This is a genomic window from Mycolicibacterium tokaiense (assembly GCF_010725885.1).
GTDB lineage: Bacteria > Actinomycetota > Actinomycetes > Mycobacteriales > Mycobacteriaceae > Mycobacterium > Mycobacterium tokaiense.
This window is the reverse complement of sequence record NZ_AP022600.1, coordinates 473,993-495,121: the sequence shown is the minus strand read 5'-3', so window position 1 is coordinate 495,121 and position 21,129 is coordinate 473,993. Positions and strand designations below refer to the sequence as shown.

Here is a 21,129-nt window from a genome sequence, read left to right as displayed (position 1 = left end):
TCGGCGTCGGCATCGTGATGGTGCTGATCCTGATCGCGGGAATCGCTGTGCTGCTGCGGCCAGGCGGTCCCGCCAACCGCACCAACGTGGTGGGGTACTTCGCCAACAGCAACGGCATCTTCGTCGGCGACGACGTGAAGATCCTCGGTGTGACGGTCGGCAAGATCGACAAGATCGAACCGGAGCCCGAGCGGGTCAAGATCTCGTTCTGGTACGACAGCAGCCACGACGTGCCCGCCGATGCGATGGCCGCCATCCTGTCGCCGGCACTGGTCACCGGCCGCGCCATTCAGCTGACCCCGGCCTACACCGGGGGCCCGGTGTTGGAGTCCGACTCCGTGATCCCGCTCGAGCGCACCGCGGTGCCGGTGGAGTACGACACCTTCCGGATGCAGCTGGAGCGGCTCACCGAAACCCTGCAACCCACCGAACCCGGCGGAGTGAGCACGCTGGGCTCGGCCATCAACACCGCGGCGGACAACCTGCGGGGCCAGGGCGCCAACATCCGCGACACCGTGATCAAGCTGTCGCAGGCGTTCTCGGCGCTCGGTGACCGTTCCACGGACATCTTCTCCACCGTGCGCAACCTGTCGATCCTGGTCTCGGCGCTGCAGGACAGCACCGACCTGATGCGCCAGCTCAACCAGAACCTGGCCGACGTCACCGGTCTGCTGACCGATGATCCCGACGAGATCTCGTCGGCCATCCGCGATCTGAACACCGCAGTAGGTGAGGTCCAGTCGTTCGTGGCCGAGAACCGCGAGACCCTGGGCACCACGTCGGACAAGCTGGCCGCGGTGACGTCGATCCTCAACGACAACCTCGACGACGTGGAGCAGTTGCTGCACATCGCGCCGAACACGCTGCAGAACTACGTCAACATCTACCAACCTGCTCAGGGTGCGGCCACCAGCGTGCTCGCCATCAACAACTTCTCCAACCCGATCTCGTTCCTGTGCGGCGCCATCCAGGCAGCCTCCCGGATGGGTGCCGAGCAGTCGTCGAAGCTGTGTGTGCAGTACCTGGCGCCGATCGTCAAGAACAGGCAGTACAACTTCCTGCCGATCGGTCAGAACCTGTTCGTCGGCACCCAGGCACGGCCCAATGAGGTGACCTTCAGCGAAGATTGGCTGCGACCGGACTACATCCCGCCGACGCCGCCGGCCGCGCCTGCACCTGCGCCGGTGGCTCCGCTGCCGGCCGAGAGCGCGCCGGCCCCGGCCCCCACGTCGCCGTTGGCCGCCGAAGCGGTGCCGACCGACCCCGCGGCCGGGTTGCCCGGACTGATGGTGCCCGGAGGTGGCTCATGAGACGCACAGTTGCCGTGGCGACCGCATCTGCCGGAGCGCTGCTGCTCTCGGGCTGCGGCGGGTGGACGGGCCTGAACTCGCTGCCCATGCCGGGCACCGAGGGCAGTGGTCCCGGTGCGTTCACCATCACCGCGCAGATGCCCGACGTCGACAACATCGAGCAGAACTCGCGGGTGCGGGTGGGTGACGTCACGGTGGGCAACGTCAGCAAGATCGAACGCCAGGGCTGGCATGCGCTGGTGACGATGACCCTGAACGAGAACGTCCAGTTGCCGGCCAACGCCACCGCCACGGTGGGGCAGACGAGCCTGCTCGGGTCCCTGCACATCGAACTGGCGCCACCCAAAGACGTTGCGCCGGAGGGTCGTCTGACGGAGGGATCGATGATCCCGCTGTCGTCGGCGGGGGCCTATCCGACCACCGAGCAGACGCTGGCGGCGGTGTCGCTGGTCCTCAACGGGGGCGGTATCTCGCAGGTCCAGGACATCACGTTGGAACTGAGCACCGCCTTCACCGGCCGGGAGGCCGATCTGCGCTCGCTGATCGAACAGCTGGACAGGTTCATCGCGTACAACAACGATCAGAAGAACGACATCATCGCCGCGGCCGAGAGTCTGAACAGTCTGGTGGGACAGATCGCCGAGCAGAAGCCGGTGGTCGACGAAGCGCTGCGCACCATCCCCGATGCCCTGGATGTGCTCAAGGATCAGCGCAACCAGCTGTCCGAGGCGCTGGTGCAGCTGGGCAAGTTCAGTGCCTTTGCCGCCGACTCGACGAACCAGACCCGCGAGGCACTGGTCCAGGAACTCAAGGACCTGGGACCGGTCCTGCAGTCGCTGGCCGACGCCGGGCCCGCACTCACCCGCTCGCTGAGCTTCTTTCCGACCTTCCCGTGGCCGAAAGAAACCATCAGTAACTGGATGCGCGGCGACTACGGCAACCTGAGCCTGGTCTTCGATCTGACGCTCAGCCGCATCGACAGCGGCTTCTTCACCGGAACGCGTTGGGAAGGCGATTTGACCGAGCTGGAACTGCAGTGGGGCCGCACCATCGGTCAGCTGCCCAGCCCGTACACCCGCGCGAATCCACTGATCGCTCCGTACCGTTGGGACCAGGGGCGCTGACATGCATCTGAGCAAGAAGATCCTGACGCAGCTGATGATCTTCATCCTGATCGCGGTGACCGCCGGCGCAGTGATGATCTTCAACTTCATCAACCTGCCCGCCATGCTGTTCGGTGTCGGGGAGTACCGGGTCACCATCGAACTGCCCGAGGCCGCAGGCATCTACCAGCGCGGCAACGTGACCTATCGGGGCACCGAGGTGGGCCGCATCGAAGATGTGCGCCTGACCGACGACGGTGTCGCGGCCACGCTGGTGCTGCGGTCGAACCAGAAGATCCCCGCCGATCTGGACGCCGAGGTGCACAGCCAGTCGGCGGTCGGCGAGCAGTACATCACGCTGTTGCCCCGCAACGGCGACGGCCCGAACCTCGCCGACGGTGACGTGATCCCGATGGACCGCACCTCGGTGCCCACCGACGTGAACACGCTGCTCGACGCGACGAACCGTGGTCTGCAAGCGATCCCGAACGACAACCTCACGACGGCGATCGACGAGGCGTACATCGCCATCGGCGGTCTGGGCCCTGAAATCAACCGCTTCATCAAGGGGTCGACGTCGCTGGCGATCGACGCCCGCGCCAACCTGGACGAATTGACCGCGCTGATCGATGAGTCTGAGCCCGTCCTGGATTCGCAGACCGATACCGCCGACTCCATCCAAGCCTGGGCGGCGCACCTGGACAGCATCACCGGGCAGCTGCGTGATCAGGATCCCGCGGTCCGCGGCGTGCTGAACGAGGGGTCGGGAGCCGCTGACGAGGTGCGCGCTCTGTTCGACCGCCTGCAGCCGTCGTTGCCGGTGCTGTTGGCCAACCTGGTGAGCGTGGGCGAGGTGGCCATCACCTATCAGCCCAACCTGGAGCAACTGCTGGTACTGCTGCCGCAGGGCACCGCGGTCACCTCGGCCACGGGTGTGGCCAACCGGCACACCAAGCAGGACTACAAGGGCGCCTACCTGAGCTTCAACCTGAACCTCAACCTGCCGCCCCCCTGCACCACCGGCTTCCTGCCCGCGCAGCAGCAGCGTCCGCCCGCGGCGGTGGACTCTCCGGATCGGGTGGCGGGCAACCTGTACTGTCGCATCCCCCAGGACTCGTCGTTCAACGTGCGCGGCGCCCGCAACGTCCCCTGTGTGACGGTCCCGGGCAAACGTGCGGCGTCGGTGCGCGAATGCGAGAGCGACGAGGTGTACGCCCCGCTGAACAACGGCTTCAACTGGAAGGGCGACCCGAACGCCACCAACTCGGGTCAGGCCATCCCCGACGTCCCGCCGGGTATGCCACCTGCAGAAGCCGCGCCGCCGCCCGCTCCGGCGCTGCCGCCTATCGCAGCCGCCGAATACGACCCGAACACCGGCACGTACGTTGGACCCGACGGGCATGTGTACAAGCAAGCCGATCTGGCCCGCGGCGCCGCAGAGGAGCAAACATGGCAGACGATGCTGCTGCCCCCGAAGGGAAGCTGAAGGGGGACCCCGGTGATCCGGAGACCTCCGAGGCCGACGAAGCCCCGGAGGGTGCGACGGAATCGCCTCGAGACGATGTAGAAGACAGCGCGACCAGCGAGTCAGAGGTCGAGGACTTCCCCGAGACCGACGGTGCCGAGACACCGGCTGCGCCGGTCGCGGCCAAAGAGCCGATGTCGCCGGTGAAGTTGGCCGCCGTCATCGGTGTGGTGGTGGTGCTGGCGCTGGGTGCCACAGTCGGCTGGCTGGGCTATCGCACCGCTGAGTCGCGCCAACTCGCTGAGCAACGCGACGTCTTTCTCCAGGTGGGCAGGCAGGCTGCCCTGAACCTGACCACCATCGACGTCGCTACCGTGGACGCCGACGTGCAACGCATCCTGGATTCGGCGACCGACTCGTTCTACGACGACTTCTCCTCTCGCACCCAACCGTTCGTGGACGTGGTGCGCCAGGCCCAGTCCAGGTCCGTCGGTGAGGTGACTTCTGCCGGGCTGGAGTCCGAGGACGCCGAAGGGGCGCAGGTCCTGGTCGCCATCACGGTGCGAACCTCCAATGTCGGCGCGCCCGAACAGGAACCGCGGGCCTGGCGGATGCGGATCTCGGTCAAGAAGGTGGGTGAGGACACCAAGGTGTCGAACGTGGAGTTCGTGCCGTGAGCACCGAGGACAAGAAGATCAACGACGACACCACCGCCGAGGATTCCACCGGCGTGCCCACCGAAACCACCACGGATTCTGGCGAATTGACCGACAGCACCGCCCAGGAGCTGCAGCCGTCGGAGGTCGACGAGTCGTCGGAGGTCGATGAGCCGGCCGATGTCCAAGAGCCGACAGATATCCAGGAGCCGGCCACGTCCGAGGCGGTTACGCCCGCGGAGGAGACCCGCAGCACCTGGCCCCGGGTGCTCGTGTTCGCCGTGTTGCCCGCGCTGGCCCTCGTTCTCGGCGGGGTGGCCGGATACCTCAAGTGGCTCGACAACTCGGTGCGCAGCGAAGACGTGGTTCGCATCGAATCGGTCCAGGTGGCCAAGGATGCCACCGTGAAACTGCTGTCCTATCAACCGGATACGGTGGAGCAGGACCTCGGTTCTGCCCGGGATCTGCTCACGGGTGAGTTCCGCGATTCCTACACCCAGCTGATCAACGACGTGGTGATCCCGGGTTCCAAGGAAAAGCAGATCTCCGCAACGGCCACCGTGCCCGCCGCGGCGTCGGTGTCTGCCGAGCCCAACAAAGCCGTGGTCCTGGTCTTCGTCAACCAGACCGTGGTGGTGGGGGCCGACGCGCCCACCGCGACCACCTCCAGCGTCCAGGTCACCATGGACCGGGTGGGGGATCGCTGGCTGATCTCCGAATTTAATCCGGTCTGAGTCAGCCATGACCACCGACGCCCGCTGGATCGAGGTCGCCGCTTCGGGAGTGACCCTCAAGGCGTTGACGTGGGGGCCGGACACCGCGCCGATGGCGTTGTGCCTGCACGGTTTTCCCGACACCGCCTTCGGCTGGCGCAAGTTGGCTCCGCTTCTGGTGGCCGCGGGCTACCGGGTGGTGGCCCCCATGATGCGTGGTTATGCGCCGTCGGGTTTCCCGGTCGACGGCGCCTACCATGTGGGTGCGCTGATGGACGACGCGCTACGGGTGCGCGACGCTGTGGGTGCGGCACCCGACGATCTGTTGATCGGCCATGACTGGGGCGCCATCGCGGCCACCGGGCTGGCGGCCATGCCGGACACCCCGTTCCGCCGGGCCGTCATCATGTCGGTGCCGCCCGCGGCGTCGTTCCGGCCCCTCGGTCGTGTTCCCCATCCGGCCCGCTTGGCCGCCCGCCTTCCTCACCAGCTCATGCGGAGCTGGTACATCATGTACTTCCAATTACCCTGGCTGCCTGAACGTTCCGCAAACTGGGTGGTGCCCCGACTGTGGCGGCAGTGGTCACCCGGGTACGACGCAGGTGAAGACCTGCGCCACGTCGTGGCGGCCATCGGCGCACCACGGCGGTGGCGCGCTGCGTTGGGCCCCTACCGGGCCACGGTGCGCAACTACACCCCGCCGCAGCAGTATGCCGAGTTGCACCGACATTGGCTCTCGGCGCCACAGATACCCGTGCTCTACCTCCATGGCCGCGACGACGGCTGTGCCTCCGCCGACTACACCGAATGGGTCGCCAGGATCCTGCCCGAGGGCAGCCGTTCCCAGATCGTCGCCGACGCAGGACATTTCCTGCAGCTCGAACAGCCTGATGCGGTGGCCGCCCTGATCGCCGACTTCACAGCGGGGCGGTGAGCAGGCTCGCCGCGGTCGACGCCCAGTCGTACTGGCTGTCGGCGAAGATCCCCAATGACCAGGTACTGGTCTATGTCTTCGACGGTGCCCCCGCGGCAGGCCCGGTGTTGGCGCAAGTCCGGCGGCGGGCCGCGGTGTGCCACGATCTGCGCCTGCGGATCTTCGACGAGCACCCGGCGCTGGCGCCGCGCTGGGTGTTCGCCGACGTGCCGGCGTTCGTCGAACACGGCGGGATGACCTGGGGCGCGTGCCTGCACGCCGTCACAATGCTGGGCGAGCAATCCCTGGACCCCAGAGAGGCTGCGTGGCGGCTGCATGTGTTCACCCCCGTCGACGGCGCACCCGGTGCGTCGGGCGCGGCCACCGTTGTCGCGCTGCAGATGTCGCACGCCCTGGCCGACGGTACCCGCAGTGCCGCCCTGGCGGGGTGGCTGTTCGGCCGTGCGGAGCCCGTCGCCCCGGTGATCGTGGGCCGCCGCGGTAGCCTGCTGGCCCGTTCGGTGACCGCGGCGCGTGCGCACCGGCAACAACTGCGCGATGTCGCTGCCGGGGTGCTGATGCCGCCCCCGGCGCCGCGCCCGCCTCTGCTGAGCAACGCTGCTCCCGCGGGAAGGCGGCATGGTCGCACTCTCCTCAGGACCCGGAGCGCCTTGCACGGGCCCACCGTCACCGTCGCCGCGCTGTCCGCCGTGGGCACCGCGCTTGCAGGCTACCTGGGCGAGCGTGGTGCCGATGTCTCGCAACTGGCGGCGGAGGTGCCGATGGCGCACAGCGGTAACCGTGCTGCACGAAACCACTTCGGCAACGTCGGGGTGGGGCTGTACCCCGGCCAACCCGATCGGCACGCGCTGATCGCCGCCGATCTGGCCGCGGCCAGGGCGCGGGCAGATCACCCCGCGGCGCTGGCTGCCCGACGCTCCTTCGCCGCGGTACCCGCACCGCTGTTGCGTTGGGGTGTGCAGCAGTTCGACCCGAGCGTCCGCCCGGCGGCGGTCACGGGCAACACGGTGGTGACAAGCGTGAACCGCGGGCCGGCCGACCTGTTCTTCGGCGCGGCCCGGGTGTTGTTCACCGCAGGCTACCCGGGGCTGTCGCCGATGATGTCGCTGGTGCACGGCGTGCACGGTCTCGGTGATGTGGTGGCGATCAGTGTGCACGGTGCCGAATCGGTCGGTGACATCGATGATTACGTGGATCGACTGGACCACGCCCTGAGCTGAGCCTATTCTCTGGATCGGGAGGTGTTGTGCGCCATGCTGACCGCGGTCTGCCCGTCGCATGTGTCCGATCTCTTCCTGCGCACTCACATCCAGCAAAACGCGACGCGACTGCAGTGTCACTACTGCACCCCGGTGGCGCAGGCTCCCACACCCATCGCCCTCGCCTTCGACGCGTTCATGGCGGCCCTGCAGGTGGGCGTCGACCTGCATTTTCAGCCCGGAGCCACCAACGGTTCCACCGCCGAGCAGACGCCGCGGGCGGTCGCCCGCGAGATCCTGGCCGCTGCGGGTGTCACTCACTCCGGTCTGAGTGAAGACGTCGCCGCCGGATTGAGCGGCACCACAACGTGGTGGCGTCGTGACCACCGGGAGGGCAGCCAGATCGAGCAGCTCTCCGACGGCTGGGAGACGTTCAAGCACCTGGTGAAGTACGAGATGCGGTACTTCTTCGCCAGCAGTCCCACCGGCTCCGGTGGCATGACCGCCGAACGGCTGCTCGAGGTGGTTTCCGATGTGGGTCAGCACACCGAGCAGGTGTGGCCGGTGTCCTGCCCGGTGCCGCTGTACCGCGCTCGCATGGCTCTGTCGGAAAGCGAAGCAGCGCAGTGGGTGCATGCGGCGGAGCTGGGGCCGCCGCCGGCGGACCGGGCGGCGGCCAATCGCATGAGCCCCGCGGGTATCAGCATCTTCTACGGCGCCACCGACCGGGCCACGGCCATCGCCGAGGCCGGCTCACACACCTCGTACCGGTACGTGGTCACTGCGGAGTTCACTCCGACACGGCCCATCAGGCTGATCGATTTGACCAACATTCCGCAGCCCCCCAGCATCTTCGATCCTGCCGGGCGGGTGCAGTACTTCGGCCTGCGGTTCCTGCAGCAGTTCGTCGGTGATGTCACGTTGCCGGTCGAACTTGACGGCCGGGAGCACATCGACTACGTGCCCACCCAGGTGTTCACCGAGTACGTGCGGTACGCCTTCCCTGAGCATGTCGAGGGGTTGATGTTCCCCAGCACCCAGGGGCCCGGCAACAACGTGGTGGTCTTCGTCGGTCCGGATGCCTGCGCCGACGCGGAGGCCGAGACCGAGGCCACCTGGCTCGCCATGGATCCGGCTACCGTGACAACCAGTAGGGTGATGACCGTCGCGCGTTGACAGTCCATTCGCCGGACGATCTCTGCACAATCTCCACGTGATCTCCAAGATCCCTCCGGTCCAGCGGTGCACCATGAAGTTATGCCAGCGACCAATCGCCCCGGTCTGTATCTCGTGTCATCCATTGGCGAGGAGCCCGTGGCTCGGCTGGGTGCAGATCGCCGGGCGAGTCGACTCCGCCGCGCGTTCTGTGCCTTTCGGGAGCGGACTGCCGTCAGGTACCGGCGCGATCGTATCGTGGTGGTCGAACCCGGGTCGGATCGTCGCCGCGCCGGACGCGCACGGTGGCGTACGATCGTGACAGAGGAGCTGCGAATTGCGGCGAAAAGTATTGCGTCACAACGGTCATAGGTCAGTACGGTAAATCCCGAAAGAGGTCACTGACATGAACGGCGCCCTGCGTTCCCCAGGTGGCGGTATTGCCGTGCGCACCACCGAACGCGGCCTCCCGGTGGGCCTCACGATCCACGAACGCGAACTCGGGCGGCCTGCAGCGGAATTGGCGGCCGAGATCTTTCTGCTCTGTCAGCTCTCGGCCCAGCGCCTGCAGGTCTCGCGCCGCCAAGATCTGGTGGCCCACGGGGTCAGCCCGGAGGTCATCCAGGGGCTGGACCTCGCCACAGCCGCTGACCTGGAACGCACCGAAGCCGGGCTCACCGAGTTCGACGGCGACGAGGACGACGACTGGTCGGGTCCCCTGTGAACGCGGATTCTCCGAGCCGTCTGGTCGAGCAGCGTGACCTCGTACTGGACCTCAATGAGCAGATCAACTCGCTGTCGGTGGAGGTCAGTAACGCCGACGGGTCGGTGCGCGTGCGGGTCGATGGGTGGGGCGCTCTGACCGGGTTGTGGTTGCACGAACGCGCCTACCGCGATGGCTCGGGCGCGCTGGCCGGTCAGATCGTCGAGATCTCGAGAACCGCAGCCGAATTGGTTGTTGATCGACAGGTGTTTCTGCTGAGGGAATTCGGTGAACGTGCCCGAAGCGTCCCCGCGCCCGGCGAGTAGACACTCGCCGGGCGCAGTTCTACCGCACCCGTGCGAACCCGCCGGCCACAGCGCCGGCGAGATCGAGGTACGCGCGCACCGCATTCGGTGACAGCATGGAGAAGTCCACGTCGGCGCCCCGGGCCAGGTGCGATTCGAACGGGACGACGTGGACAGAACCGGTTCTGGCTTCGAAGTAGCGGTACACCTCGTCGAACACCGGTGACACTGAGCCGGCCCGGACGCCGCTGAACACCATGTGCGACTCCCGGGCCAGAGTCCCGTGACCGTGCTGGGTCAGCCAGTCCAGTGTGGCCGCGGCGCTGCGCGCGGCATCCGCCGCCGGGGAGCTCACCAGCACCAGGGAGTGCGCCAGCTCGAGCACACTCGCCATCGACGAGTGCATGATCCCGGTTCCGCAATCCGTGAGGATGATGTTGTAGTGCGGCTGCAGGATCTCGATCGCGCGCCGGTAGTCGCTCTCACCGAAAACCTCCGCCACCGCGGGATCCTGCACGCTGGCCAGTACCTCGAGGCGGCTCGGGGCCAGCCGGGTGTGTCGCCGGACGTCGGCGTACCGCGCGACGTTCGGATCCAGCAGCAGATCGTGCACCGTCGAGGTGGTCGATGAGTCCGAAATGCGTTCGGCGAGCGTGCCGCGGTCGGGATTGGCGTCGACGGCGATCACACGATCGGAACGCGCCATCGCAAACGCCGAACCGAGGCCGATGGTGGTGGTGGTCTTGCCGACACCCCCCTTGATCGAGAGCACCGCGACCCGGAAGTCGCCGGCCAACGGCTGTCGGACCGTGTTCAGCAGGGTCTGCAACTCCCGGTCCACCGCAGACACCCCGGGGTTGACCCGCCCCCTGGTGGCGCGGTAAACGGCCCGGCGCCAGCCGAACTGGGGTGCCACCTCGTCCGCGTCGGGGGACGTGGTGATGTCACGGAGGTGACCACCCGGCAGCGTCACCGGCAGCCGGGGTTCGGCAACAGCCGGGGGCACACCGCGGTGGGCGGCCGATCTTGCCGGCGGGATCTGCCGGGCCGGAGGCGGCAACAGTGTCTGCCCCGGCCAGCCCGGAGGTGGAGGCAGCGGGATCCAGCCGGGCGGCGGCGGCAGCGGCGGACGGGGACCGGTTGCCTGGTCCGAATGAAGTTCGGGTTGCCGGTTGTCGTCGAATTCCGTTGCGGGCGAATGTGTCGCGATCTCGAGAGGCACGCCGTGGTCCGGCCGCGGGGGGAAGGTTTCGTGCACCGGATCGACGGGTGACTGCCACGGTGGTGCGGCCATGCGCCGCCCGGTGGGAGACCGGTCCTCCGACGGCCACGCGGGATCCTCGACCGCGGGCGTGTCCTCGAGGGGAAGCTCGGGGCTCGGTGGCGCGATGTCCTCGTCGTACGGACCAGGTACCGACGCGCTGAGCGCGGGCTCGGGAGCTGGATCCGGTCCGCTTGCGCGCGCGGCGAGGCGGGCCATGAGTGCGGCCGCACGGCTGTCCACGTCATCGGTGACCGGTACGCGGTCCGGGGTGTCGTGATGCTGGACTAGTTCGTTCACGTCGGTCACGGTCGCTCCTGTTGTCGTTGAGAGTGTTTCGGATCCGGCGCTATTTCGGCGTCGGCATGGTCAGCGTGGCGATGGCGATGCCCCCGAGCACCACACATCCGAGCAGGACCGCGAGCCCGAGGTTGCGGGCGCGGTGATCGGCCGTCTCGCCCGGCGCCGGGGTGGGGAGTGGGCGTCCGGTGGCGGATGTCGAGGTGCTCTGCACCTCGAACGTGAGTGCGGCCACCGGGTCGATGACGCCGTGGCCCACGGCGGCATCGGGGCCCGACGCGGCCATGCGGGCCGTACGCTTGATCCGGTCCATCACCTCACCGGCGGACATCTCCGGAAATCGTGACCGCAGGAGCGCGACCACGCCGGCGACGTAAGGGGCAGCGAAACTGGTGCCCGCCACCGGCACCGGCCCGGCGGTCGGGTCCTGCCAGGCGTTCATCAGACCAGGACCAGCGGGGCTGAGTGAGGTGATCTGCTCGCCGGGCGCCGCCACGTCCACCCACGGTCCGTGCAGCGAGAACTCCGAGGGCTCCCCGGCCGTCGTCACCGCACCCACGGTCAGGACGTAGTCGGAAAACCATGCGGGGCTGGCGACGGTACGCACCGATCCCCAGGTGTCGGTCACCGACAGGTTCGGGTCGCCCCCCGTGTTCTGTACGGAGCACTTGCCCTGTGAGGCAATGTTTCCCGCCGCGGCCACCACCACGACATTGCGCTCGAACGCGTACCGCACCGCCTGTCCCACCGCGTCGTCGTCGATGCCTATCTGCACCGGGGCGCACGCGGCTTCGGAGAGGTTGATCACGGTGGCCCCGAGGTCGACCGCCCGCACGATCGCGTAGGCCAGCGTCCGGGTGTTGCCGTAACCTGCCGACGTCGCGTTGGGATCGTCCTGGGCGGTGCCCGCCCCCTCCACCGAGTACACGCCGCTGTTTTGCCGGATGGACAGGATGGCCGCCTCGGGTGCCACTCCACTGAAGCCGTCGTCGGGACTGGGTGCTGCGGCGATGATCCCGGCCACGAGGGTGCCGTGGGCATCGCAGTCGCTGAGCCCATCGGAGGATGAGACGTAGTCGCCGCCGGGCTGCAGGTCACGCAACCGGGGGTGGCGGGAGACTCCGGTGTCGATCACGGCCACCTTCTGGCCTGCGCCCCGGGAGAACCGCCAGACTGCGCTGTAGTCCAGCATCATGTCGGCGGCGGGGCGGCGCTCGTACCGGGTGCCCGGCAGGGTGGTGGGCAGCGCGCACACCGTCTTCTGCTCGGTGGGGTCCAGCGGGGCGACCGGGCCGATCGGCGGCGGTCCCGGCGCGATGACGGGTGGCCCGACGGCCGCCGCGGGCGCCGGCCAGACGACGATGCCCCCGAGGACGAGAGCCGCGGCCACCAGCCTGCTCCAGCGCTTCACGTCAGACTCCAGCCGGCCTGGGCGCCCACTGCCCACAGGGCGGTGGGGACCACCAGAGCCCAGGCGAGGTAGGACACCGCCGGGAGCAGCGCTCCCCGGCCGCGGCGCGGTGCGGCGGCCCGGGTCCCGACGGCGGCCAGCACCGTCGCAACGCCCGGTAGCGTGGCGGCGCCCAACAGCGAGATCGGCTGATCACCTCCTACGGCGTGGACTGCGACAGCGATGAACAGCACCACCGCAGGTGGGCCTGCCATCGCCCGCACCAGGCCGGCGGGAGCTGTGGGGCGGGGCAACCCCAGGGCGGCGGCGCACACCACGCCGAACGCCCACGTGGACCACGCCGGCGCGGGGGCGAGCCAGGTCGCGGCCGTCGCCGCGACGCAGGTGCCCGCGGCCAGCCCGGCGTACAGCCCGGCACGCAGCGAACGGGCCCGCACTGCCCGCCGCGCGAAGTCGTCGGCGGCGGCCGGTTCCGCGTCGGCGGGGGCGGACGTCGAGAACTCCCGACGCGCGGTCAGTCGAGGGACCGCGGCGGTCGCGATCGTGGCACCGGCGGCCAGGCCCGCGGCCGCGCCGAAACCGTCGACACCCGCCGCGTGCACAGCGAATGCGATTGCGCCGCAGGTGAAGAACACCGCGAGCGCGGTGAAACCGGCCAGGCCGGAGCCAACGAGGTGGTAGGCCGCGACGCTGAGCAGCAGCAACGCCAACGCGGCCGCGGTGAGCGCCCAGCTTCCGTGGGGCGACACGCCGGCCCAACAACCCGCTGCGGCGACGGGGATGGCGGCCCAGCCCAGCGCGGCGCCGTCCTGAGCTGCCCCACCTGAGCGCGCGAGGATCGTCGCCACCACCAGCAACACCCCCGCGACGAAGGCGGTCAGTCCGATCAACGCCACCCGCCGCGGACTCGATGCGTCGGTCACCACGAGGTGGATCCACGCCGCGGTCACCAGGCCGATCCCGACGTAGGCGAGCACGCGGGCGGCCGCCGGGTTCCAGCCGGGATGCCCCGAGTGGTTCAGCCGGGCCGCGGCGTCCACCACGTCGTCGTACAGCGTGGGCGCGGTGTGGGTGCGGCGGCCTTGTAGGTTCATCACGTCATCGCGTGCCACCCCGGCGTCGCGCAGGGTGTCACCCGGCTCGAGCGGTGCTCCCGCTCGGATCAACACCCACACAACGTCTCTGGGCCGGTCCTCGGGCTCGTTTGCGTCGCTGAACATCCGGACGATCTCGGGCAGCAGCAGCGCGACGGGAACGTCCAGCGGCAGGGACAGGTCGATCTGGCGGTCCTGCCCGGTGACGGCGACCCGCACCAGCTCGGCGAGCGGGGACACCGTGCCGGTGCTGCTGAACCCGAGATCGTAGGTGGGAAGCGCGATGTCAGTCACAGGTCGGGCATCCGTGCCAGTTGAACGACGTCGGAGTTCACCGACCGTGACATCAGCATGCCCCGACCGGGTGGCATGGGCTGGGCCTTGACACCGAACAACGCTCCTTCGTCCTTGGTGCCGCTCATCACGAGACCGTGGCACGACAGGTCCTTCAGACGCCCGATGACGGGATCCATGATGGCCCTCCCGGCCCCGCCGATCCGGCGCGCGATGACTACCCGCAGGCCGACGTCACGGGCCTGGGGCAGGTACTCCAGCAGCGGGCCCAGTGGATGGTTCATCGATCCGCCGGGGATCAGGTCGTAGTCGTCTATCAGGACGTACATGTCGGGGCCCTGCCACCATGACCGGTCCCGCAGTTGTTGCTGGGTGACATCACCGGGAGGCAGCCGGGTGGCCAACAGCTGTGCGAGCTTTGTCATGGCCTCACCGCAGGACTGCGGCGCGGTGGCGTAGGCGCTCAGGTAGTCGCTGTCGACCGCACCCAGCAGCGTGCGCCGGAAGTCGACCACGACCAGCTGACACTCCTCCGGTGTCGCATTCGCGATCAGCCCGGTGGCGACGGTGCGCAGCAGCCCGGTCTTGCCGCACTCCGAGTCCCCGAACACGACGAGGTGCGGTTGGACGTCGAAGTCCAACACCACCGGTGCCAGCTCCGACTCGCTGACGCCGATGGCCACCTTGTTCCTGCCCAGGGCGCCTGCGGCGGCCGCGGCGGCGGTGACCGCGTCGAGATCGACGTCGTGCGGAAGCATCCGGACCCGCGGCGCCTCGCGGTCACCGTAGTGCGTGTGCACCGCTTCGCACGCTGCGGCGGCACCGGCGGGCAGATCCTCGACGTCCGATGACGAGTCCAGCCTGGGCAGGCCGATCAGGATATGCAGCCGGTCGGCGCTCATCCCTCGGCCGGGACGGCCCACCGGAACGAGCTCGGCGAACTTGCGCCCGACGTCGCTGTCCATGGGATCACCCATCCGCAGCTCGACCCGGGTGCCCATCATGTCCTTGACCGCCGGCCGGATCTCCATCCAGCGGGTGGCGGTGATCGCGAGATGAACACCGTAGGAAAGGCCCTGGATCGCGATGGACTGCAGGGCGGGCTCGAGCGTCTCGAAATCGCTTCTGATGGTGGCCCACCCGTCGACGGCGAGGACCACGTCGCCGAAGTGGTCGGCGCTCAACGGGTCCAGCGCTGCCTCCTCCGGTGGCAGCGCCGCCAACCGCGCCTTGCGTTGTCGGAAGTCCCGGATCGACTCGATGCCCAACTCGCGGAACCGCTGCTCCCGGGCTCGCAGCAGGCCGGTCACCTCGGCGACGGTGCGGCGGATCCGGTCCGAATCCATCCGGCCGGCCACACTGCCGACGTGCGGGAGGCCGGTCAGGCTGCCCAGCGTGCCACCGCCGAAATCCAGGCAGTAGAACTGGATCTGCTCTGGGGTGTGGGTCGCCGCCGCGGCCATGATGAGCGTGCGCAGGGCAGTGGACTTGCCCGACTGCGGGCCGCCGACGATGGCCACGTTGCCCTTCGCTCCGGCAAGGTCGAGGACCATCACGTCGCGGCGTTGATCGTAGGGCCGGTCCACGATGCCGACGGGGATCAGCAAACGGCCATTGATGTTTCGCGGCTCGTCCCATCGGGAGTCGGGCAGCAGGGAGTTCACCGCAGGGCTGTCCTCCAGCGGCGGCAGCCACACCTCGTGGGCAGGCCTGCCGTGCCCGTGCAACCGCGACACCACGACGTCGAGCAGGGTGGCTGGCGTCGAGGACTCCTGCTCGGGTTGCTCGGGCTCGGCCTCCGGGACCGCGACGGGATCCGAGTCGCGTTCCACGGGCGTCGCGGTGAAGAGCTTGGGTGCCCGGTTGCCCAGCGACGACGGGCGACCACCGCCGGCAGTGAGGCGTGGTTTGGAGTAGACGCCGGACACGTAGGAGGCGTTGAAGCGCACGGGCTCATTGGCGTCGCACTTCAGGAACCCCGACCCGGGGACGCTGGGCAGATGATAGGCATCTGGAACCCCGAGCACACTGCGGGACTCACCGGCGGAGAAGGTCTTCAGGCCGATCCGGTAGGACAGGTGGGAATCCAGGCCGCGCAGCTTCCCCTCCTCGAGGCGCTGCGAGGCCAGCAACAGGTGTATGTGCAGGCTGCGGCCCAGCCGCCCGATCATCACGAATAGTTCGGCGAAATCCGGCTTCTGCGAGAGTAACTCGGAGAATTCGTCGACCACGATGAACAGTGCAGGCAGAGGGTCGAGCGGTGCGCCCGCAGCCCGGGCGCGCTGGTAGTCGCCGACATTGGCGAAGTTGCCCGACGAACGCAGAAGTTCCTGGCGACGGTTCATCTCACCGGCCAGCGCGTCTCGCATGCGGTCGACCATCGTCAGCTCTTCCTCGAGGTTGGTGATGATCGCCGCGATGTGGGGCAGCCCGTCCAGCCCCAGGAAAGTGGCACCACCCTTGAAGTCGACGAGGATGAGGTTGAGTGCCTCGGGGGAGTGTGATGTCACCATGGCCAGCACCAAAGTCCGCAGGAACTCCGACTTGCCCGAACCCGTCGCGCCGATGCAGAGTCCGTGCGGGCCCATCCCGCCCTCGGCGGCCTCCTTGATGTCGAGTTCCAGCGGCTGCCCCGAGGGGGTGACGCCGACCGGGACCCGCAGTCGTTTACGTGCCGACGTGGGACGCCACACCTCCTCCGGGATGATCTCGGCGGCGTCGGAGATCTTCAACAGCGCCATCAGACCGGGATCGGTGGACCTGGCGTTGGCTTCGAGATTGACGATGTGGGCGGCGCCCCCGGGCCGGAACCGGCTGAATGTGCGCGCCGTGGCCTCGGCCTCGGCGAGGCTCAGTTCATCGGCCTTGGCGAAGGATTCGATGCCGGCGGCTGTCCGCGCGGCCACGTCGTCACCGTCGACCACCAGTTGCAGACCGCGCCGCGATGCGGCGCCCTCACGGGGACCGTTGAGATCCAGCACGGTGACGCTGTCGAGTCCGGCGTCGGTGATCAACCGCTCGTCACCGCTGACGTACCCGTCGTCGATGACGACCACCAGATGCCGCTGCCCCTCGGCGAGCTGTGAATTCCGGTTGAAGCGACCACGTTCAGCAAGGTCGGCCTCCAGCGCGCTCTCCAGCAACTCCAGCGTCGGGAACAGCAACCGCATTGTGCCGCAGCCGTCGCGCAGCGTCTCGTGTTGGGCCTGGGCCAGCCACTTCACCCACCGCCAGTGCACGTTGTCGGGGTTCGAGGTCACCACCGCGATCCGGAGGTGGTCGGGACCGTGAAAGGTGCACAGCTCCAGCACCATCGAGCGCACCAGCTGTCGGATCTCGGCGGGGTCGCCGTCGAAGCTGATGGTGGGAAATGCCCGCAGGGAGACCGCCGTCGGCAGGGCGTGCACCACCGAGTGTGTGGCGACGAAGCGGCGCAGCGCCATGGTGGACACCGGTTCCAGATCCTCGGGGGGTCCGGTCTCCGGGGCCAGCAGACGGGTGGCCAGGCGATGTGTGCCGAGGCCGACGCGCACGTGGCAGAAGTCGTTGTCACTGGGTCGCCGCTCCCACATGCGGCGGGTGCCCGCCAGATCGACAAGGGTTCTCGGGTCGGGATGGCTCCACTGCAGTGCCGCCCGTTGCCCTGCGCCGGTCTGCTCGGCGTCGTCGCGCAACCCGGCCAGGTAGCTGAAGAAGTCCTTGCGCTCCTCGTTGAGTTCGGCCGCGGCCTTGCCGGACTTGCCGCCCCCCATGAACATGCCCGCCATCGACATGATCATCATCATCGGGAACAGCAGGAACATGGGATTGCGGCTGATGTTGCGGCCGCCCACGGTGATCAGCAGCGCGATCATCCCGATCACCGCCACCAACATGATGATCGGGAGCAGCTTCATCAACAGATTCCCGGGGATCACCCGCGGCACCTCCGGCGGCGACTGCAGGCTCACCTCGCCACCCGGCATGCGCGGCGGCGACAACCGCATGCGACGGATGAAGCCCTGCCTGGTCATCTCACCTCCTGTGGGTCGGGCCCTGACGGTCTGAACCCGGTCATGACAGAAAGAACGAAAAGTTCGGCCGACTCGTTCGGTCTGAGAAGGGATGTCGTCCGACACGTAACGCCGAGGGGTGACCGAACCATGACATTGCCGACCACACTGTCCCCACCTGACGGCGAGTCCGACGACGACCAGCAGTTGAGCCGCGTGACCGTCGTCGTCGGTGCCCACCTCATCGATGTGGGTCTGCCCACCACGGTGAGCGCCTCCGTCCTGGCGGCCGAGATCATCACCATGGCCAACCTCGGTGAGGTGGACGGCCACGGCGAGGATGACGTGCCGAACGCGGGGCGGTGGACCTTCGCCCGCATCGGTGGCGCTGTCATCGACCCCCGCCGCACCCTGGCCGAGGCCGACGTGTTCGACGGCGATGTCCTGCTGATCCGGGAGGTCGGGGAGCCTGCCCCGTCGGTGTTGGTCGACGAGGTGCCGGGGCTCGGTGTGCAACCGGGCGGTGCCCCCCGGTCGCGGTGGCCGGCGGCCACCGGGTGGTACGCGGCGGGCGCGCTGCTGTCGATGGCCGCGGCACTGGTCCTGCCCGCCTTCGCCTCCGCGCCCCTGCTCTTCGATGTTCCCGTCGCGGCGATGGTCCTGGTCCTGATCGGCCTCCTCGGCGCGGGAGCGGCAGGAATCGGGGCTCGGCGGGCCGGGACTCGGGTCAGCGCCGCGGGGCTCTTCGCGGTGGTGGCGCCCCTGCTGGTCGGCGGGCTGCTCCATGTTGTGCCCGCCGCGCAGGGGATAGGGGGGTTGCCGGTCGCGTTCGCGGTGACGGCACTGGTCGCGCTGCTCCTGTTGTTGTGCACCGGAACCGGTGGAGCCCTGTTCAGCGGGATCATCACGCTGGCGGCGTTCGGGATCCCGACCTCGCTGGCTGCGCTGACCGCCGATCCGGCGCCGCCGACCCTCGGGGCGATCCTGGCTTCGGTCGCCGTCGTCGTCGTGTACCTGGCGCCCGGCATCACCATCATGCTGTCGCGATTGCCGGTCCCCCGTGTCCCGACGGCGGGAGAACCGTTGGACGACATCGAAATCCAGGGCGGGACGACGGTGAACGGGGTGGATGCGCTGCGCGCGATCAGCCGCGTGGTCCCCACCGAGGAGGGGATGGTCCAACGCCTCTCCCGGGCCTCGGAGTACCTGACCGGCATCGTGTCCGGGGCCGCGGTCGCGGCCGTCACCGGCGCATGCCTGGCCTTCGGTGCCATCGATGGATTCCGTTGGCCCGGAGCGGCGTTCGGCGTCGCCGTGGCGACGGTGCTCTGCCTGCGGGGACGCAGTCACCACGACCGGGTGCAGGCCGCCGCCCTGATCGGAGGCGGCCTGGTCACCGCGCTGCTGCTCGTCGCCGAGGTCGCGGTGTTCCTGCCCGAGATGCGGGTCTGGGCCGCGTTGGCGTTGATCGTGGTGACCACTGTGGTGGTGGCGTGTGGCCTGCTGGCGCCCCGGGTGGAGTTCTCCCCGGTGATGCGGCGCCTGGTCGAACTCGGTGAGTATCTCGCCGTCGGAACGATCCTACCGTTGGCGTGCTGGATCATCGGCGTGTATGCGTTCTTCCGCGGGCTGCGGCTCTGAGGGCCACCGTAGCGCCCGCCGTGGTCAGGACGGCGGGGTGTTGCCCGCCGTCAGCACGGGAGCGCCGGCCGGGTCCGCGGCCATGCCGTCGTGAATGATCAACGCCGCTTCCCGCGACAGTCGCGGGCCCGGCGGCAGCAGCGACAGGATCGGCCACGGTGCCGGCTGAGCGTGCTCGGGGGTATCGCGTGACTCGCGCACTCCGGCCAGACCCAACACCGCCGCGGTCGCAGCGTCCTTGACCGGGTACCGCAGGCCCACGTCGCTCACGTAGAAGAGCTCACCGAGCGCCGGCCCCGAGCCCGGGTTGACGGCCTGCACATACTGGCCGGTGCCCGGCTTGAGGTACACCGCGTCGACGCCGGGCCCACCGCCGTCGGCGCCGGCCAGCTGCACCGGCCGGGCGTCGGACGGTAACGGCAGCCGGTTGCCCAGCAGCACCGTCGTGGTTGCGGCGGCGTCTCCCACGCGGCGCTCCCAGAACAGACACACCACGGGCGCGGACTCGGCGGTCACCACCTCCACTGTCGTGGAGGGATAGTCGCCGACCTCCAGTACGTCGACGATCGGCAGCCGGCCGAGCATCGCCGGTGAGAGGGTGGCCGGGGTGCGCCCGGCGGCGGATTCGGGATTGCCGTATCGGATGATGTCGGCGGTCAGCGCTGAGACCGGCTGAAGGCCCTGGGCCAACACGACATACAGCTGATCGCCCCGCGAGTCAGTGGTGCTCACCAGCGAACCCACCGGATACTCCTCACCCAGATACGTAGTGGCCGCGCCGATCCCGTCGATACGGATCGGCCGGATCGGTGCGACCAGGGGGAACGCATTCAGCAGCCCCACCGAGATCTCCCTGGGTTCGACACCCTCGGAGTGCAGCGCCGCGGCAAGCACCGGATCGCTGGGATCGATCGGGGCACGGACCCCGTCGTAGAGCAGATAGGTGGCGTCACCAAAGCGCACCAGCAGCGCCTGACCGGTACCGGCAGGCCGGATGTCGGGGCTGAGGGCGGGATTGCTCGCCAGGACCGTCGTCGACACGAAGGCCGCGCCCACCGTGGTCGTCACAGGTGGCGTCACCGTCGAATCGCAGACCGCCCACGCCGACGAGTTCGGGTCCTCGCCGGAATGAATGGCGTTGGGCGCACCGATGATGCCCAGCGCCGGGCCGCGGGCGACGGTGTCGAGGAATCTGCGGTCGACCCGGCCCGGTGTCTCGTTGCGTCCCACCGCCAGCCGCGCCGACGCCAGGTTGAGCGCGGGATGCAACCTCTCGCCGATCCGGACGTACAGGGCTCCATCGCTCTCACTCAACATGATCGAGGAGTTCCCGAAGTCGGGCACCGGCTTGAAGAAGGCCAGGATCCCGGCCGCTCCGGCGATGAGGAGAGCGGTGGCCACACCGGTGAGCAGGGCCCGCATCTGCCCTCGCATCGGGTCGTGGATCATCCGCGAGTCCGCCCGGATGAGCGCATGGTGCAACCGTCTCAACAGGAAGCGGTAGCCATTCACCTGGGCGCGTGTGGTCACCTGTGCCGGCATGTATGCCTTCCTCCGCCTGTGCTGTCCCGAAGGATTGCCGTGTCGGGAACG

General features: G+C 68.7%; 15 protein-coding genes and 1 pseudogene. 11 read left to right on the top strand and 5 right to left on the bottom strand.

The features are described from left to right. Positions 1-17: 17 nt before the first annotated feature. The 10 genes from G6N58_RS02285 (at position 18) to G6N58_RS02240 (ending at position 9,564) form a co-directional block, all read left to right on the top strand. The gene (locus tag G6N58_RS02285) at positions 18-1,310 is read left to right on the top strand and encodes an MCE family protein (RefSeq protein ID WP_115281875.1); all 1,293 of its coding nucleotides are present in this window, start codon (positions 18-20) and stop codon (positions 1,308-1,310) included. Then, positions 1,307-2,434 (top strand): virulence factor Mce family protein, encoded by a 1,128-nt coding sequence (locus tag G6N58_RS02280; RefSeq protein WP_115279896.1) that lies wholly within the window; start codon positions 1,307-1,309, stop codon positions 2,432-2,434. Before G6N58_RS02285 ends, G6N58_RS02280 begins: the two co-directional genes overlap by 4 nt. Position 2,435: 1 nt before the next feature. Further along, positions 2,436-3,899, top strand: a complete 1,464-nt coding sequence (locus G6N58_RS02275) for an MCE family protein (protein WP_115279897.1) — start codon at positions 2,436-2,438, stop codon at positions 3,897-3,899. After that, positions 3,863-4,555 carry an Rv1363c family protein gene (locus tag G6N58_RS02270; protein ID WP_115279898.1) on the top strand — a complete coding sequence of 231 codons (693 nt, stop codon included), beginning with the start codon at positions 3,863-3,865 and terminating at the stop codon, positions 4,553-4,555. The genes G6N58_RS02275 and G6N58_RS02270 overlap by 37 nt, the downstream gene beginning before the upstream one ends. Further along, positions 4,552-5,268 (top strand): Rv1363c family protein, encoded by a 717-nt coding sequence (locus tag G6N58_RS02265; RefSeq protein ID WP_232067699.1) that lies wholly within the window; start codon positions 4,552-4,554, stop codon positions 5,266-5,268. The genes G6N58_RS02270 and G6N58_RS02265 overlap by 4 nt, the downstream gene beginning before the upstream one ends. Before the next feature lie 7 nt (positions 5,269-5,275). After that, complete coding sequence (locus G6N58_RS02260) at positions 5,276-6,181, top strand: alpha/beta fold hydrolase (protein WP_115279899.1); 906 nt, start codon at positions 5,276-5,278, stop codon at positions 6,179-6,181. Then, the gene (locus tag G6N58_RS02255; protein ID WP_115279900.1) at positions 6,178-7,401 is read left to right on the top strand and encodes a WS/DGAT/MGAT family O-acyltransferase; all 1,224 of its coding nucleotides are present in this window, start codon (positions 6,178-6,180) and stop codon (positions 7,399-7,401) included. Before G6N58_RS02260 ends, G6N58_RS02255 begins: the two co-directional genes overlap by 4 nt. 33 nt (positions 7,402-7,434) lie before the next feature. Further along, positions 7,435-8,556 carry an RES family NAD+ phosphorylase gene (locus G6N58_RS02250; protein WP_115279901.1) on the top strand — a complete coding sequence of 374 codons (1,122 nt, stop codon included), beginning with the start codon at positions 7,435-7,437 and terminating at the stop codon, positions 8,554-8,556. 385 nt (positions 8,557-8,941) lie between these two features. Further along, positions 8,942-9,259 carry a hypothetical protein gene (locus G6N58_RS02245; RefSeq protein WP_115279902.1) on the top strand — a complete coding sequence of 106 codons (318 nt, stop codon included), beginning with the start codon at positions 8,942-8,944 and terminating at the stop codon, positions 9,257-9,259. Then, the gene (locus G6N58_RS02240) at positions 9,256-9,564 is read left to right on the top strand and encodes a hypothetical protein (RefSeq protein ID WP_115279903.1); all 309 of its coding nucleotides are present in this window, start codon (positions 9,256-9,258) and stop codon (positions 9,562-9,564) included. The genes G6N58_RS02245 and G6N58_RS02240 overlap by 4 nt, the downstream gene beginning before the upstream one ends. Before the next feature lie 19 nt (positions 9,565-9,583). Here G6N58_RS02240 and G6N58_RS30680 read toward each other — a convergent pair. The 4 genes and pseudogenes from G6N58_RS30680 to eccCa all read right to left on the bottom strand — a co-directional run. Beyond that, positions 9,584-10,672, bottom strand: a pseudogene (locus G6N58_RS30680) (MinD/ParA family ATP-binding protein); the annotation flags it as partial. 481 nt (positions 10,673-11,153) lie between these two features. Further along, positions 11,154-12,515 (bottom strand): type VII secretion-associated serine protease mycosin, encoded by a 1,362-nt coding sequence (gene mycP, locus G6N58_RS02230; RefSeq protein WP_170314325.1) that lies wholly within the window; start codon positions 12,513-12,515, stop codon positions 11,154-11,156. Next, on the bottom strand, positions 12,512-13,903 hold the full coding sequence (gene eccD, locus G6N58_RS02225) for a type VII secretion integral membrane protein EccD (protein WP_115279904.1): 1,392 nt from the start codon (positions 13,901-13,903) through the stop codon (positions 12,512-12,514). The genes mycP and eccD (G6N58_RS02225) overlap by 4 nt, the downstream gene beginning before the upstream one ends. Beyond that, positions 13,900-17,916 carry a type VII secretion protein EccCa gene (eccCa, locus tag G6N58_RS02220; RefSeq protein WP_115279905.1) on the bottom strand — a complete coding sequence of 1,339 codons (4,017 nt, stop codon included), beginning with the start codon at positions 17,914-17,916 and terminating at the stop codon, positions 13,900-13,902. Before eccCa ends, eccD (G6N58_RS02225) begins: the two co-directional genes overlap by 4 nt. A gap of 129 nt (positions 17,917-18,045) precedes the next feature. On the opposite strand from eccCa, the gene eccD (G6N58_RS02215) reads away from it, so the two are divergent. After that, positions 18,046-19,536 carry a type VII secretion integral membrane protein EccD gene (eccD, locus tag G6N58_RS02215; RefSeq protein WP_163907842.1) on the top strand — a complete coding sequence of 497 codons (1,491 nt, stop codon included), beginning with the start codon at positions 18,046-18,048 and terminating at the stop codon, positions 19,534-19,536. Between the two features lie 24 nt (positions 19,537-19,560). Here eccD (G6N58_RS02215) and eccB read toward each other — a convergent pair whose 3' ends face one another. Beyond that, positions 19,561-21,078, bottom strand: coding sequence for a type VII secretion protein EccB (eccB, locus tag G6N58_RS02210; RefSeq protein WP_163907840.1), 1,518 nt, complete (start codon positions 21,076-21,078; stop codon positions 19,561-19,563). Positions 21,079-21,129 lie beyond the last annotated feature (51 nt).